A 13,845-nucleotide genomic window follows, 5' to 3' on the forward strand; every position below is an offset into this window, starting at 1 on the left:
CCCGCTGTGCGGCGGATTCCGACGGGATCTCCGCCCGGCTCTCCTACTGGGAACTCCGACCTTACGGGTGGGGTCTGACAACGCCGCCAGGGCCCGTTCGCCCGGCCGGCCCAGCAGCGGATGCGGCACGGTCCGGCAGGCGGCATGGTGGCCTGGACCGGGGGTGGGCCCGAGGTGGACCCGGGTGAACCGGGGTGCCCGCGGACCGCCGCCTTCGCACGACAGAAGAGGATTCGCCATGTCCGTTCGCCGGCGTCTCACGACGGCCACCGGAGCCGTCCTGCTCACTCTCGCGGTCGCCGGCTGCTCGGGCCTCGGCCGCAGCGCCGTCGGCACGCTCTCGTACGAGACGGAACGCGAGGTGACGGTGACCGTGACCAGCCCCTCGGTGAAGGGCTGCCACCGGCTCGCGCCGTCCGGTGCGACCCACGTGCTGAACGAGACCCTGGTCGACATCAGGCTCTACCCGACCCGCGACTGCCGGGGGAAGACCAACACCTACCTCCCCACCAACAGCGGCAACAACATCGTGCCGGGCACCCTCCCCTGGCGCAGCTACAGCGTCATCCACTAGGCACGACCAGACCGGAGGCGGCCGCCCATAGGCACCCGCCTGCCGCGCCCTCCGCTCGTTCGCCCGCCCTTCCCCCTCCGCCGCCGCGGGTCCATCCTGGAAGTGGACAGGGGCCCCGGAGGGAGGGGTGACCGTCATGCGCTCAGGGAACGAGCCGGCCACCGCGCGCAGTGCCCTGCGGCTGCGGTTCTGGCTCAGTGTGTGGGGGCTGCTCTGGGCCGCCTTCGGCACGACCGTGTTCTCGCTGGTGGGCCGCCCGGGCTGGGCCGCCGCCTGCGGGGTGCTCCTCCTGGTGGTCGTGGTCGACCTGTCGATGGTCCTGCACCACCTCCACCAGGGCCCGCACTGGCAGCCGGGACGGGACGTCCCGCCCTACGAACCCGACCACGGCGCGGACCGCTGAGCCCGGGCCGTCACTTCGGTGTGTCGAAACCCGCCGCCTGGAGGTACTCCGGCTTCGGGTCGAGCGCGGCGGCGAGCCGGAAGTGCCGAGTGGCCTGGGCGGTCCGCCCCGAGCGCTCGAAGGTGCGGGCCAGCGCGAAGTGCGCGAAGGCGTTGTCCGGCTCGCGCTCCAGGACCAGCTCGAACTCCAGCTGCGCCGGGCGGAGCTGGGCGGCCGCGAAGAACGCCCGGGCCCTCAGCAGTCGCGCCGCCGTGTTCTCGGGATGGGCGGCGATCACCGAGTCCAGCAGCTTCACGGCGCCACGCGGGTCCCGCGCGGCCAGCAGGTGCTCGGCGGCGCGGAAGTCGATGACGTGCGTTTCCGGGTTCCTGTCGGCCACGATGGCATCCTTCCCTCGATCAGGTGAAGGAACACCGGACCCGGCGACGGCATTCCGCCACGTACGGGGAGAGGCCTAGACCGAAGCGGCGGCGCGGCGCTCCAGCTCGTCCCAGACCTTCCGGACCTGCGGTTCCAGCGCCTCCAGCGGACCGTCGTTGTCGATCACGAGCTCCGCGATCGCCAGCCGCTGGGCGCGTGTGGCCTGGGCGGCCATCCGGGCCCTGGCCTCGGACTCGGCCATGCCCCTGAGGCGTACGAGCCGGTCGAGCTGGGTCTCGGGGGACGCGTCCACGACCACGACCAGGTCGTACAGCGGCGCGAGTCCGTTCTCGGCGAGCAGGGGTACGTCGTGGACGACGACGTCTCCGGTACCCGCCCTGCTCTCCAGCTCCGCCGACCGGGCCCCGACCAGGGGGTGCACGATGGCGTTCAGGGTGGCCAGCCGGTCGGCGTCGGCGAACACGATGGAGCCGAGCTTCGGCCGGTCGAGCGCGCCGTCCTCGGTCAGGACGTCGTCCCCGAAGGCCTCCACGACGGCCGCGAGCCCAGGTGTCCCGGGTTCGACGACCTCGCGGGCGATCCGGTCCGCGTCGATCAGCACGGCCCCGTACGAGACGAGCAGCCGCGACACTTCGCTCTTGCCGGCGCCGATCCCGCCGGTCAGGCCCACCTTCAGCATGAGCGGCAGCTTAGGGCCTGGCCCGCGGGGGCTATGCGTCGCCCTCCCGCTCGGCGAGGAAGCGCTCGAACTCGCGGCCCAGCTCGTCGGCCGAGGGCAGGTCGACCGGCTCGGCGACCAGGCTGCCGCGGGTCTCGGCGCCGGCCACCGCGTCGTACTGGTGCTCAAGGCCCTGTACGAGCGCGACCAGCTCCTCGTCGCCCTCGCCGATCTGGCGGTCGATCTCGGTCTGGGTGCGGCGGGCCTCGGTCCGCAGCGCGTGGGCGACGCCGGGCAGCACGAGGCCGGTGGCGGCCGTGACGGCCTCGAGGACGGTCAGGGCGGCGTCCGGATACGGCGAGCGGGCCACGTAGTGCGGGACGTGGGCGGCTACCCCGAGGGTGTCGTGGCCGGACTCCGACAGCCGGTACTCGACGAGGGACTCGGCGCTGCCGGGGACCTGGGCCTCGTCGAAGGGGCTGGTGTGCCCGGGCATGAGGTCCGTGCGGGTGCCGTGCGGGGTGAGGCCGACGGGCCGGGTGTGCGGCACGCCCATGGGGATGCCGTGGAAGTTGACCGAGAGGCGCACGCCGAGGCGCTCGACGATCTGCCGGACGGCGGCGGCGAACCGCTCCCACTCGACGTCGGGCTCGGGCCCCGAGAGGAGCAGGAAGGGGGCCCCTGTGGCGTCCTGGACGAGGCGGACCTCGATGGACGGCGTCTCGTACGCGCTCCAGCGGTCACGCCGGAAGGTCAGCAGGGGGCGGCGGGCGCGGTAGTCCACGAGCCGGTCGTGGTCGAAGCGGGCCACCAGCTGGTGGGGAAGGGTGTCGAGCAGCCGCTCGACGATCTGCTCACCCGCCTCGCCGGCGTCGATGTAGCCCTCGAAGTGGTAGAGCATGACCAGCCCGGCCGACTCCTGCGCGAGAGCCAGGTCGACGACGGCCAGGCCCTTCGGGTCCCATTCGTACAAATCCTGGGGATCAAGCACGATTACCGCTCCTCCTCGTGTTCTCTCTGGCAACGCCGTGAGCCGCACCACCATTCCCGTGCGGGCCGATCTTCCGGCGGAGGAGCCCGGACGTACCCCGGTGGAGCCCGTGGAAGCCCCGAGCCCCGGAGGGGACCCGTGGAAACGACCGAGGCCCGCTTCCCCGAAGGGAAGCGGGCCTCGATTCGCTAGCGGCTAGCGCTCAGCGGAGAGCCTGTTCAGCTCTGGCCGCCGGCGAGCTTCTCGCGGAGGGCGGCGAGCGCCTCGTCCGACGCCAGGGCGCCGGAGTTGTCGTCCGACTCCGAGGAGTACGAACCACCCGAGATGCCCGCACCGGCGTTGCCACCGGCGGCCGGGGCGGCAGCGCCCTCGGCAGCGGCGGCCTCGTCGGCCTCGCGGGACTTGATGACCTGAGCCTGGTGCTGCTCGAAGCGCGACTGCGCCTCGGCGTACTGGGTCTCCCAGGCCTCGCGCTGGGTCTCGAAGCCCTCGAGCCAGTCGTTGGTCTCGGGGTCGAAGCCCTCGGGGTAGATGTAGTTGCCCTGGTCGTCGTAGGACGCGGCCATGCCGTACAGGGTCGGGTCGAACTCGACCGAGGCCGGGTCGGCACCGAAGGACTCGTTGGCCTGCTTCAGCGAGAGGCTGATGCGACGACGCTCGAGGTCGATGTCGATGACCTTGACGAAGATCTCGTCGTTGACCTGGACGACCTGCTCCGGGATCTCCACGTGGCGCTCGGCCAGCTCGGAGATGTGGACCAGACCCTCGATGCCCTCGTCCACGCGGACGAACGCACCGAACGGAACCAGCTTCGTGACCTTACCCGGGACGACCTGGCCGATCTGGTGGGTCCGGGCGAACTGCTGCCACGGGTCCTCCTGCGTCGCCTTCAGCGACAGGGAGACACGCTCGCGGTCCATGTCCACGTCGAGAACCTCGACGGTGACTTCCTGGCCGACCTCGACAACCTCGGACGGGTGGTCGATGTGCTTCCAGGACAGCTCGGAGACGTGCACGAGACCGTCGACGCCACCCAGGTCCACGAAGGCACCGAAGTTGACGATCGAGGAAACGACGCCGGAGCGGACCTGACCCTTCTGCAGGGTGGTGAGGAACGTCTGGCGAACCTCGGACTGGGTCTGCTCGAGCCAGGCGCGGCGGGACAGGACCACGTTGTTGCGGTTCTTGTCCAGCTCGATGATCTTCGCCTCGAGCTCCTTGCCCACGTAGGGCTGGAGGTCGCGGACACGACGCATCTCGACCAGGGAGGCCGGGAGGAAGCCGCGGAGGCCGATGTCGAGGATGAGACCACCCTTGACGACCTCGATGACGGTACCGGTGACGATGCCGTCTTCTTCCTTGATCTTCTCGATGGTGCCCCAGGCGCGCTCGTACTGGGCGCGCTTCTTCGAGAGGATCAGGCGGCCTTCCTTGTCCTCCTTCTGGAGAACCAGGGCCTCGATCTCGTCGCCGACCTTGACGACCTCGTTCGGGTCGACGTCGTGCTTGATCGAGAGCTCGCGGCTCGGGATAACGCCTTCGGTCTTGTAACCGATGTCGAGCAGGACCTCGTCCCGGTCGACCTTCACGATGACGCCGTCGACGATGTCGCCGTCGTTGAAGTACTTGATCGTCTCGTCGATCGCGGCGAGGAAGGCTTCCTCGTTACCGATGTCGTTGACCGCAACCTGCGGGGTGGTGCTGGTGGCGGTGGTCTCGGTGCTGCTCGTCATGTGGGAAAGGGCTCCGGTTACGGACAGAAAGTCGTAGGTACTGCTACGCCGAGAGCCCGTATCGCACCAAGAAGCCGGACAGCCAATGAAGCCCCTGCCCGCGAACGGGAGGCGCCTCGAAAACCGAGGGGACATACAACAGGTACGAGCGCGGCCTGCTCCGTCTGAGGCGCGCAGGCCCGCAGCGCAACCTTTAGCATACGGGGGCGGCCGGACAGGGTCAATGCGCGAAGCGCGCACCGGGGGCAGAACCGTGCAAACCCGGCACTATTTCTTGTCCGCCGCGCCGATCCGCACCACAGGCGGGGTCGGCCGCACGGCGGCACTGAGCGCAAACTACATCGGCGGGCGAGATGAACCAAGAGTACGAACAGCACGAGGGCCGCGACTCCGTCGAGAGCGGGGCCGAGGGCGAGGCCGAGGCGACCCGGCGTGACGCGGGGGACGCGGAGAGCAGCCGGGCCAGCCGCGGCTGGTGGGACCGGAACGCGGACGAGTACCAGAGCGAGCACGGGGCCTTCCTCGGTGACGACCGGTTCGTATGGGGTCCCGAGGGGCTCGACGAGGCCGAGGCGGAGCTGCTCGGGCCGGCCGGTTCGCTGAAGGGGCGCGACGTCCTGGAGATCGGCGCGGGCGCGGCGCAGTGCTCGCGCTGGCTGGCGGCGCAGGGGGCACGGCCGGTGGCCCTCGACCTCTCGCACCGGCAGCTCCAGCACGCGCTGCGGATCGGCGGGGGCGTGCCGCTGGTCGAGGCGGACGCCGGGGCGCTGCCCTTCCGGGACGGCTCCTTCGACCTGGTCTGCTCGGCGTACGGCGCGGTGCCGTTCGTGGCCGATCCCGTACGGGTCTTCCGCGAGGTGCGCCGGGTGCTGCGGCCCGGCGGCCGCTGGGTCTTCTCGGTGACGCACCCGATCCGCTGGGCGTTCCCGGACGAGCCGGGGCCGGAGGGCCTCTCGGTGGCGGCCTCGTACTTCGACCGCACGCCCTACGTCGAACAGGACGAGCAGGGCCGGGCCGTCTATGTGGAGCACCACAGGACGATCGGGGACCGGGTGCGGGACGTGGTGGCGGGCGGTTTCCGGCTCGTGGACCTGGTCGAGCCGGAGTGGCCGGCCTGGAACAGCCAGGAGTGGGGCGGCTGGTCGCCGCTCCGGGGGAACCTGATCCCGGGCACGGCGATCTTCGTCTGCGAACGCCAGGAACAGTCCTATTAATGGGTGGGGCCTGTGGACAGCCGGGCCCACTTCTTCTTCTCGCGTATGAGACTGAGTACGTGATCCGAAACGACGCACTCGACCTGCTTCCCGTCCGCCATGCCGTCCCCGAGCTGCTGACCGCGCTCGAGGAGCGCGGCACGGCGGTGCTCCACGCGCCGCCCGGCACCGGCAAGACGACGCTGGTGCCGCTCGCCCTCGCGGGGTACATAGGGGGCGGACCGAAGCGGCAGGTGCTGGTGGCCGAGCCGCGCCGGATGGCGGTGCGGGCGGCGGCCCGGCGGATGGCCTGGCTGCTCGGCGAGGAGGTCGGCGGGGCGGTCGGCTTCTCGGTGCGCGGCGAGCGGCGGATCGGTCCCGCGACCCGGGTCGAGGTGGTGACCACGGGCGTCCTGCTCCAGCGGCTCCAGCGGGATCCCGAGCTGGCGGGCGTGGACGTGGTGCTGCTCGACGAGTGCCACGAGCGGCATCTGGACGCCGATACGGCCCTGGCCTTCCTGGTGGACGTCCGCGCCGCCCTGCGGCCGGAGCTGAAGCTGATCGCGGCCTCGGCGACGAGCGACGCGGAAGCGTGGGCGCGGCTGCTCACGGTCGTGGACGGCGGCGGACCCGCGCCGGTCGTGCGGAGCGAGGGCGAGGGACACGGATACACGGTCCGGTTCGCCGCCCCGCCGGCCGGGATCCGGCCCGCGCACGGCACCTGGGTGGATCCGGCGCTGCTGCGCCATGTGGCGGCGACGGTCCGGCTGGCGATGGAGCGGCACGAGGGGGACGTCCTCTGCTTCCTCCCCGGCACAGGCGAGATCGCCCGGACGGCGGGGCTGCTCGCGGGGCTGGACGCGGAGGTCCTCCAGCTGCACGGCCGGGCGCCTGCCGCGGTGCAGGACGCGGTCCTGCGAGGGGCCGAGCCGGGCGGGCGGCGCCGGGTGGTGCTGTCGACCTCGGTGGCGGAGTCGAGCCTGACGGTGCCCGGGGTCCGGATCGTCGTGGACTCGGGGCTCGCACGGGAGCCCCGGATGGACCACGCGCGGGGGCTGGGGTCGCTGGCGACGGTGCCGGTGTCGACCGCGGCCGCCACTCAGCGGGCCGGGCGTTCGATGCGCGAGGCCTCCGGCACCGTCTACCGGTGCTGGGCGGAGGCCGAGGACGGGAGCCGGGTGCGGTTCCCCTCGCCCGAGATCAGGATCGCCGACCTCGCGGCCTTCGCCCTGCGGGTCGCCTGCTGGGGCGATCCGACGGCGGAGGGGCTCGCCCTGCTGGACGCGCCGCCGGCCGGTGCGATGGCGGCGGCCCGTTCCGTGCTCGCGGCGGTCGGTGCCGTGGACGAGGAGGGGCGGGCCACCGAGCGGGGAGGGCGGCTGTCCCGGCTCGGGCTTCACCCCCGGCTGGGCCGGGCGCTGCTCGACGGCGCCGCCGAGGTGGGGGTCCGGCGGGCGGCGGAGGTGGTGGCGCTGCTGAGCGAGGAGCCTCCCAGGGAGTACGGGGACGATCTGACGGCGGCCTGGCGGTCGGCCTGTCGGGGCGGGGACGGCTACGCGGCCCGTTGGAAGGCGGAGGCGCGGCGTCTGGAGCGTTCGGCCGGTGAGGCGGCCGAACCAGGGCAGCGCGCGGCGCCGGGGTCCGGGGACGAGGACGCCGTGGCCGGGTTGGTGACCGCGCTGGCCTTTCCGGAGCGGGTGGCCAGGGCCCGGGAGCAGGGCGGGTATCTGATGGTGTCGGGCGGCGGGGCCCGGATCGCCGAGGGTTCGGGGCTGCGTTCCACTCCGTGGCTGGCCGTGGCGGTGGCGGACCGTACGGCGCGGGACGCCACGGCGCGGGTGCGGCTGGCAGCCGTGGTCGACGAGGGCACGGCCCGGTGGGCGGCGGGTCATCTGCGAGCCACGGGCGAGGAGGTCCACTGGGAGGACGGGGACGTGGTCGCGCGTTCGGTGGACCGGCTGGGCGCGGTCGAGCTGACCGTACGGCCCCTCGGGCCGGGGGCCGAGCCCGCGCTCGTACGGGCGGCGCTGCTCGACGGGCTGCGGCGGGAGGGGCTCGGGCTGCTGCGGTGGAGCCGGGAGGCCTCGGAGCTGCGCGAGCGGCTCGCCTTCCTGTACGGAGAGCTGGGCGAGCCCTGGCCGGACGTGGCGGACGGGGCGTTGGTGGACGGGGCCGGGGAGTGGCTGGAGCCGGAGTTGTCCCGGGCGGCGCGCCGGGCCGATCTGGGGCGGATCGACGCCGGTCAGGCCCTGCGGCGGCTGCTGCCCTGGGCGACGGGCGAGGCGGGCCGGCTGGACGAGCTCGCGCCGGAGCGGATCGAGGTGCCGAGCGGTTCGCGGATACGGGTCGAGTACGGCGGCGGGCGGCCGGTGCTCGCGGTGAAGCTGCAGGAGATGTTCGGTCTGACCGAGACGCCCCGGGTGGCGGGGGTGCCGGTGCTGGTCCATCTGCTCTCGCCCGCCGGGCGGCCGGCGGCCGTCACCGCCGACCTGGCGTCGTTCTGGCGGGAGGGCTACCGGGCCGTGCGGGCGGAGCTCCGCGGCCGGTATCCGAAGCATCCGTGGCCGGAGGACCCCTCCGCGTACGAGCCGACCCGGTACACCAGCGCGCGGGTCAGACGGGAGCGGTGACGGACCCCGAGGGTGCCGAAGGCGATGCCGTGCGGCGGGAGCGGGCCTCCAGCCAGAAGGCCAGGGCGAGGAGGGCGAGGGCCAGGACGGTGAGGCTCCAGGGCAGGTAGGAGACGAGCATCAGGACCATCAGCCGGTTGGATTCGACCAGCTCGCCGACGCTCTTGACGTAATCCTCGCGCATCTTCACGTGGCCCTCGAAGACGGTGAGGGTGTCCTGCCCCATCAGTGTCCTGGCGTTGCGGAGCTCCTCCTTGTGGATCTCCTCGCCGTTGACGGGCGCGCCGGTGACGGGCTCGATCCAGAACATGCGCTTGGTCGTGTACCAGCGGGTGAGGCCGGAATCGGCGATGACCTCCGGGGGGATCTTGACCGGCATGGTCTTGGGCATGGGGACCTTGGTCCAGGGGATGGTCTGCTCGAAGTAGTAGACCTCCAGGCCGCGGAAGTTCTGTGTGCCCTTGTAGTGGATGGGGGCCGAGGTACGGGTCTGGGCGTCGAAGTACTGGTAGTCCCGCTTCTCGGTGAGGAAGGGCCACTTGAACTCGATGCCCTCGCGCCGGACCGGGTCGCCGTCGACCGTCTCGCCGGTGGCGTGGACGGGGTCCTGGGTGTGGGCGTCGAAGATGTAGCGCTCGGGGATCTTGGAGACCATCTTGCCGTCGGGGCCGGTGATGTAGGCGAGGGCGTCCCAGACGACGACGTCGCGTCCGGCGTCGCGTTCGATCCGCTTCGACTCCTCCACGTTGCCCTTGAGGGTCTGGATGATCGTGAGCTTCTGGACCTTCTCGGACTTGAGCGTGGAGTAGTTGAGGAGGGTCGCGGGGCTCGCCTCCAGGACGGTCTCCTGGTACTGGTTCGGCGGGATCTTCGCCAGGCGCGGGAAGGCGTACCACCGCAGGGTCGGTGCCATCGCGGCGCAGCAGACGGCGAGGGCGAGCAGGACGAGGCTGGCTCGGCGGCGCACGGTCGCCCCCTACTTCTTCGGGCCGGGATCGGCGGTGAGCAGCGGTTTGGGCGAGGTCGGCCCGTCGGGCGGCAGATCGACGAAGGAGACGAGGAGGACGAAGAGGAGGACTGGGGCGAGTCCGATGGCGACGGCGACAAGGGCGCGCATGGTCGGCCTCCCGCTGCTCGATCTGATGGGGCGTCAGGGCGGGGGGAACCGTAGCAACGGGACCGCGAGATGAGAACACGTTGTACCCGGGTAACGCGGAACGCCGCCCCCCGCGTCCGGTACGGACGGAGGGGCGGCGCGGGGTGACGCGACGCGGTGAGCGGGGCTCTCGGTCAGGCCGAGGGGGAGGGAGAGGAGGTGGCCTCGGGTGCGTCGGTCGTGGAGGGCGCCGGCGCCGGGGTCGACGGCTCGGTGGTGGGCGCCGCCGTGACCGTGAGCTCGACGAAGGTGCTGCCGCCGCCGGGCGTCGTCAGCTTGAGGAAGTACGTGCCCGCCTTGTCGCCCGCGAGGAGTGCGCCGGGATCGAGGGTGATCAGACCGTTCGCGTCGGTCGTGAAGGTCTTCGTCCTGGCCGTCGTTCCCGCGTCGCCCTTGAAGTACGGGCCGTCGGCGCTCGCCGCGGTGTCCGTCTGCGAGGCGACGACGAGGCCGGTGACGACGACACCGGGGGCGAGCGCGCCCTGGTCGGTGGCCTTCACCCGCAGCTGCTGGGTGAACCCGGTGCCGGCGGTGGCGGACAGGGCGTCGCCTTCGAGCCGCGTGAGGGCGTCCGCCTGGCGCTCGGTGACCGTCGCGGTGAACTCGACGGCGGGCAGGGTGCGGCTCACCACGGTGGCCCGCACCGTGAACGAACCGAGCGTCTCGCCCGCCCGCAGCACGGGAGAGGCCGCCATGCCGCTCGACCCGGTGGTGGCGAGGGCCGAGGTCGTGCCGCCGGAGAAGCGGGCGTCGGTGGCGCCGATGATCTCGAAGCGGATGCTCACGCCGGCGACGGGCGCGCCGGACGCGTCGAGCGCCGCGACCGTGGGGGCCTTGGCGAAGACGTTCCCGGTGCTGGTCGTCAGCGGGCCTGTGGCCACGGTCGAGAGCCGTGTGACCTTGACGGCCGGCGGGACGGTGGGCGTCGTCGTCGGCGGAGTGGTCGGGGGCTCGCTCGGGCTCGTCGTCGGCGGGACCGTCGTCGGCGGGACCGTCGGCGACGGGTCGGTCGTCGGGGGCGTGGCCTTCGGCGGCGCGACCGTACCGGACGGCTTCGGCACGGGGGGCTTCGGCGCGCGATCCGTCGGCAGGGGCGAGAACGGCGGGGTGGGCCTGGGGCGGTTGACCCGGCCGCGGTCGTCGCTGCGGTCGACCGGCAGCACGCCCATGCCGTCCGGGACCTGGTGGGTGCCGCGCTTGTAGTACTCGAACCAGGACAGGACCGTGTTCAGGTACTCCGTCGAGCGGTTGTAGCTGAGGACGGCGCGGTCGAGGTCGGCCTTGAGCGCGAGGTTCCGGTCGTTGGCGCAGAGGTAGAGACCGGCGGCCTGCGCGGCGTCGTAGATGTTGTTCGGGTCCTTCTTGCCGTCGCTGTTGGCGTCCTGGCCCCAGGTCGCCCAGGTCGACGGGATGAACTGCATCGGGCCGACGGCGCGGTCGTGGATCTTGTCGTTGTCGTAGGCGCCGCCGTCGGTGTCCGAGATGTCGGCGAAGCCGACGCCGTTGAGGACGGGGCCGAGGATCGGCGAGAGGGTCGTGCCGTTGGCATCGACCCGGCCGCCGCGCGCCTGCCCGGACTCGACCTTGCCGATACCGGCGAGCAGCTGCCACGGCAGGTTGCAGGCGGGGTCGGTCGAGCGGATCGATGCCTCGGCCCGCTTGTAGGCGGAGAGGACGGACGCGGGTATGCCGGCCTCGGCGGGCCCGGTGATCACCGGCAGGTGGGTGGGCGCCCCCGGCTTGTTCGGGGTGTTCAGGGGAGGCAGTTCGGTGTAGTACGGGGAATCGCCGGTCGCGGACCCGTCGGCCGGCGGCGTCGCGGTGTCCCCCGCGCCGATGGGCCGGTCGCCACCGGCGTTGTCCGCGGGCGGCGGGGTCATCTCCGGTGCCTGCGAGGCGGCGAGCGCCGCGACCGCCGCGGCCACCACCGCACCGCTGGTGGCCCCCCTGCGCAGACGGCGGCCCAATTGCGCTGCCATACCTGTGGTCCCCTCCCCATCGACTGCGTCCCACGCTCCCCGCGTGTGACCTCAGGCGACCCTATGCCAACTCCGGACCGGCGGACACGGGCGCCTGACCGTGCTTCACGCTTTCGTCACCTCTCGGGCTCCTGTCGATCGGACACGGACCGGTGGTCTCCGCACGTATACGGGCCGGGAAAGGGAACCGGTCGGCGCGTCCGGTACCTCTTGTACTGCGGCCGTTCCCCGCCCCGGCCGTCACCACCGGAACCGAGTTGGAGCTCCTGTTGCCGTTCACGCTGAGCCATGCCGCCGCCGTCCTGCCCGGGCTGCACCGGGACGGAACCGCGCGCGGACCGCTGGTCGCGTCCGCCCTCGTCGCCGGCTCCTTCGCGCCGGACATGACCTACTTCGCGGCCACGGCGGTGCCCGGTGCGATGGCCCTCGGGGACGTCACCCACTCCCCCGTCGGGATCGTCACGGCCGACGTACTGATCACCGCGGCTCTCGTGGGCCTCTGGCTGACCGTGCGCGAGCCGCTCGTCGCGCTGCTGCCCGCCCGGGTGCGCGGGCGGGTGTACGGGCTCGTGCGGGGCCGGCCCTGGCGGGAGCGGCACGCGGCGGTGCTCGCCGGGTGGTTCTTCCTCTCCGCGGTGCTCGGTTCGACGACCCACGTGGTGTGGGACTCCTTCACCCACATCGACCGCTGGGGCACGCGGGCGATCCCCTTCCTCGGCGAGCTCGTCGCCGGGTTCCCCGTCTATCTCTACGCGCAGTACGGGGGTTCCGCGCTGGCCCTGGGGCTCCTCTGCTGGTTCACGTTCCGGGCGGCGCGCTCCACCGCGCCGGGCACGGAGCTGCCCGCCGGGGTGCCGGTCCCGGGCCGGCGGGGGCGGCTTGTCGCGGTCGGCCTCATCGGCGGCTGTGTCCTCGCCGGTGTCGCCCACCGGGTGCTGCGCTGGGCCGCGTACTGGGGCTGGAACCGGATCGAGACGCCCCTGGACGTCATTCCGACGGCCTGCTTCGGGGCCGGCGCGGGGCTCGCCGTCGGGCTCGTGCTGTACGGGACGGGGGCGCGGCTCCTGGGAACGTCCCCCACTCCTGTGGCCGGGGCCCCGGCCACGACCCTCCCGGCGTCGGAGGGACCGGAGGGCTCGGAGGGCTCGAAGGGAGAGGCCCCGGTTCGCCGGGCGGAGCGCTCCCGTCCGGGGTCTCGCTGATCCTGTCGCCAGGGGTGAAACCGCGGGCCGCCGTGCTGCCCGCGAGGCCGCGGTGCACGGCGAGGGCGACGCCCTCCAGGGTGCGTACTCCGTACCGCATGGTGGGGTTGTCGTGGCTCAGGAGCGCCAGTCGGTAGTCGGCGGTGGCGGCAGTACCCGTACCGGTGCCGGTACCTGTGCCCGTGCCCGTGCCCGTGCCGCGGACGATGCCGATGCTGTGGACCCGCCACTCGTGGGTGGCGCGAGGCAGCCAGCCGTTCTTGAGGTGGACCTTGACCGTGCGGGGCGCGCCCGCGGTGACGCCCCAGGCCTGGCTGCTGACGACCTGCCCCATCAGGGTGAGCGCCTCGGTGCGGTGGGAGACCGCGGCGAGCAGGGCCAGTTGATCGCGGGCGGTGGTGCGGGTGAGGCCCCAGTAGCGGTCGTGGCCGAGGACGGTGTCCTGGGCGCCGGCCTCGCGCAGCACCCTGTTCAGGCGAGCGCGTGAGAGCCCGTGCCACAGGTCGGTGGCGGCGGTGTTGTCCGAGCGGGTGATCATGGCCTTCATCCGCTGGGCCTCCAGCCGGGTGGGCGCGCGGCCCAGTTCCTCGGCCCGGCCGAGGACGGCCTGCATGATGAGGACCTTGGCGGTGCTGGCGGAGTCGTAGAGCCGGGTGTCCCCGAGCCGGCAGCGCAGTCCGCGGCGGGGGTCGTGGACGGCGACCGAGACCGTGCCGTCGCGGCCCTTGAGCGCCGCCGCGATGTCCTGGGACATCCGGGCGGCGAGGGCCGGCTCGCGGGACGAGGTGCAGAGTGCGGGCGCGCGGTGTGCCTCGGCGGGCCAGGCGGTGCCCGATGCTCCGAGGAACGCCCCGAGGAGCGCCCAGGCGCGGAGGCGGGAGCGGCGGCTCATGATCATGCTCCCCAGTCTCGGGAGCGGGGGCGTCGACCCGCCCCCTGACTGGT

At 72.7% G+C, this 13,845-nt stretch carries 12 protein-coding genes and 1 pseudogene; 5 read left to right on the top strand and 8 right to left on the bottom strand.

Going from position 1 to position 13,845, the window contains the following annotated elements:
- Nucleotides 1–238: 238 nt before the first annotated feature.
- Both ACWFR1_RS17260 and ACWFR1_RS17265 read left to right on the top strand, forming a co-directional pair.
- A complete protein-coding gene (locus ACWFR1_RS17260; protein WP_453551830.1) occupies nucleotides 239–574 on the top strand; it encodes a hypothetical protein in 336 nt (111 codons plus the stop codon).
- Nucleotides 575–710: 136 nt separating this feature from the next.
- Nucleotides 711–977, top strand: a complete 267-nt coding sequence (locus ACWFR1_RS17265; protein WP_453551832.1) for a DUF6343 family protein — start codon at nucleotides 711–713, stop codon at nucleotides 975–977.
- A gap of 10 nt (nucleotides 978–987) precedes the next feature.
- On the opposite strand, the gene ACWFR1_RS17270 is transcribed toward ACWFR1_RS17265, so the two are convergent.
- The 4 genes from ACWFR1_RS17270 to rpsA form a co-directional block, all read right to left on the bottom strand.
- Nucleotides 988–1,356, bottom strand: coding sequence for a tetratricopeptide repeat protein (locus ACWFR1_RS17270; RefSeq protein WP_453551835.1), 369 nt, complete (start codon nucleotides 1,354–1,356; stop codon nucleotides 988–990).
- A gap of 75 nt (nucleotides 1,357–1,431) precedes the next feature.
- The gene (coaE, locus tag ACWFR1_RS17275) at nucleotides 1,432–2,037 is read right to left on the bottom strand and encodes a dephospho-CoA kinase (protein ID WP_453551838.1); all 606 of its coding nucleotides are present in this window, start codon (nucleotides 2,035–2,037) and stop codon (nucleotides 1,432–1,434) included.
- Between the two features lie 31 nt (nucleotides 2,038–2,068).
- A complete protein-coding gene (locus ACWFR1_RS17280; RefSeq protein WP_453551842.1) occupies nucleotides 2,069–3,007 on the bottom strand; it encodes a PAC2 family protein in 939 nt (312 codons plus the stop codon).
- Between the two features lie 218 nt (nucleotides 3,008–3,225).
- Nucleotides 3,226–4,740, bottom strand: coding sequence for a 30S ribosomal protein S1 (gene rpsA / locus ACWFR1_RS17285; protein ID WP_073806662.1), 1,515 nt, complete (start codon nucleotides 4,738–4,740; stop codon nucleotides 3,226–3,228).
- 353 nt (nucleotides 4,741–5,093) lie between these two features.
- Here rpsA and ACWFR1_RS17290 point away from each other — a divergent pair, with 353 nt between their 5' ends.
- Nucleotides 5,094–5,954 carry a class I SAM-dependent methyltransferase gene (locus ACWFR1_RS17290; RefSeq protein WP_453551844.1) on the top strand — a complete coding sequence of 287 codons (861 nt, stop codon included), beginning with the start codon at nucleotides 5,094–5,096 and terminating at the stop codon, nucleotides 5,952–5,954.
- A 59-nt stretch (nucleotides 5,955–6,013) separates the two neighbouring features.
- The gene (gene hrpB / locus ACWFR1_RS17295) at nucleotides 6,014–8,563 is read left to right on the top strand and encodes an ATP-dependent helicase HrpB (RefSeq protein ID WP_453551847.1); all 2,550 of its coding nucleotides are present in this window, start codon (nucleotides 6,014–6,016) and stop codon (nucleotides 8,561–8,563) included.
- On the opposite strand, the gene ACWFR1_RS17300 is transcribed toward hrpB, so the two are convergent.
- From ACWFR1_RS17300 to ACWFR1_RS17310, 3 genes are all read right to left on the bottom strand, one after another.
- Nucleotides 8,547–9,530, bottom strand: coding sequence for a DUF3068 domain-containing protein (locus ACWFR1_RS17300; protein WP_453551850.1), 984 nt, complete (start codon nucleotides 9,528–9,530; stop codon nucleotides 8,547–8,549). The genes hrpB and ACWFR1_RS17300 overlap by 17 nt on opposite strands.
- A gap of 9 nt (nucleotides 9,531–9,539) precedes the next feature.
- Complete coding sequence (locus ACWFR1_RS17305; RefSeq protein WP_453551852.1) at nucleotides 9,540–9,680, bottom strand: SPW_0924 family protein; 141 nt, start codon at nucleotides 9,678–9,680, stop codon at nucleotides 9,540–9,542.
- A gap of 173 nt (nucleotides 9,681–9,853) precedes the next feature.
- On the bottom strand, nucleotides 9,854–11,698 hold the full coding sequence (locus ACWFR1_RS17310; RefSeq protein WP_453551855.1) for a lytic transglycosylase domain-containing protein: 1,845 nt from the start codon (nucleotides 11,696–11,698) through the stop codon (nucleotides 9,854–9,856).
- Nucleotides 11,699–11,967: 269 nt separating this feature from the next.
- Here ACWFR1_RS17310 and ACWFR1_RS17315 point away from each other — a divergent pair, with 269 nt between their 5' ends.
- Complete coding sequence (locus ACWFR1_RS17315) at nucleotides 11,968–12,900, top strand: DUF4184 family protein (protein ID WP_453551857.1); 933 nt, start codon at nucleotides 11,968–11,970, stop codon at nucleotides 12,898–12,900.
- A gap of 241 nt (nucleotides 12,901–13,141) precedes the next feature.
- Here ACWFR1_RS17315 and ACWFR1_RS17320 read toward each other — a convergent pair.
- Nucleotides 13,142–13,798: pseudogene (locus ACWFR1_RS17320) on the bottom strand (serine hydrolase); the annotation flags it as partial.
- Nucleotides 13,799–13,845: the final 47 nt, after the last annotated feature.

The sequence above is a fragment of the Streptomyces sp. NPDC055103 genome (genome assembly GCF_053607625.1).

Coding starts and splice junctions, on each gene's coding strand:
- coaE (WP_453551838.1), bottom strand. CDS start 2,037: ATGCTGAAGGTGGGCCTGACCGGCGGGATCGGCGCCGGCAAGAGCGAA.
- rpsA (WP_073806662.1), bottom strand. CDS start 4,740: ATGACGAGCAGCACCGAGACCACCGCCACCAGCACCACCCCGCAGGTT.
- ACWFR1_RS17290 (WP_453551844.1), top strand. CDS start 5,094: ATGAACCAAGAGTACGAACAGCACGAGGGCCGCGACTCCGTCGAGAGC.
- ACWFR1_RS17310 (WP_453551855.1), bottom strand. CDS start 11,698: ATGGCAGCGCAATTGGGCCGCCGTCTGCGCAGGGGGGCCACCAGCGGT.
- ACWFR1_RS17260 (WP_453551830.1), top strand. CDS start 239: ATGTCCGTTCGCCGGCGTCTCACGACGGCCACCGGAGCCGTCCTGCTC.
- ACWFR1_RS17265 (WP_453551832.1), top strand. CDS start 711: ATGCGCTCAGGGAACGAGCCGGCCACCGCGCGCAGTGCCCTGCGGCTG.
- ACWFR1_RS17305 (WP_453551852.1), bottom strand. CDS start 9,680: ATGCGCGCCCTTGTCGCCGTCGCCATCGGACTCGCCCCAGTCCTCCTC.